The following is a 272-nucleotide window of genomic DNA, read 5'->3' on the forward strand; positions in this document are numbered from 1 at the left end:
GGTGATACCGGAGCAACGGGCTCGACAGGTGCGACCGGAGCAACAGGTGCGACCGGCGCCACCGGCGATACCGGAGCTACAGGCGCCACCGGCGCGACGGGTGCAACAGGTGCAACCGGCGCTACGGGTGCGACCGGCTCGACAGGCGCAACCGGCGCCACGGGTGCGACAGGAGCAACTGGCTCGACAGGTTCGACCGGAGCAACAGGTGCGACTGGAACTACCGGTGCCACTGGAGCAACGGGTGCGACTGGAGCTACCGGAGCTACCGG

General features: G+C 69.1%; 1 protein-coding gene. It reads right to left on the bottom strand.

Going from position 1 to position 272, the window contains the following annotated elements; all coding sequences use genetic code 11:
• Positions 1-233 (bottom strand): hypothetical protein (locus P9230_RS31290; RefSeq protein ID WP_278121664.1); only part of this gene is annotated, 233 nt, incomplete at its 3' end.
• Positions 234-272: the final 39 nt, after the last annotated feature.

The sequence above is a fragment of the Mesorhizobium sp. WSM4887 genome (assembly GCF_029625865.1).
In the GTDB taxonomy this organism is placed as follows: Bacteria; Pseudomonadota; Alphaproteobacteria; order Rhizobiales; family Rhizobiaceae; genus Mesorhizobium.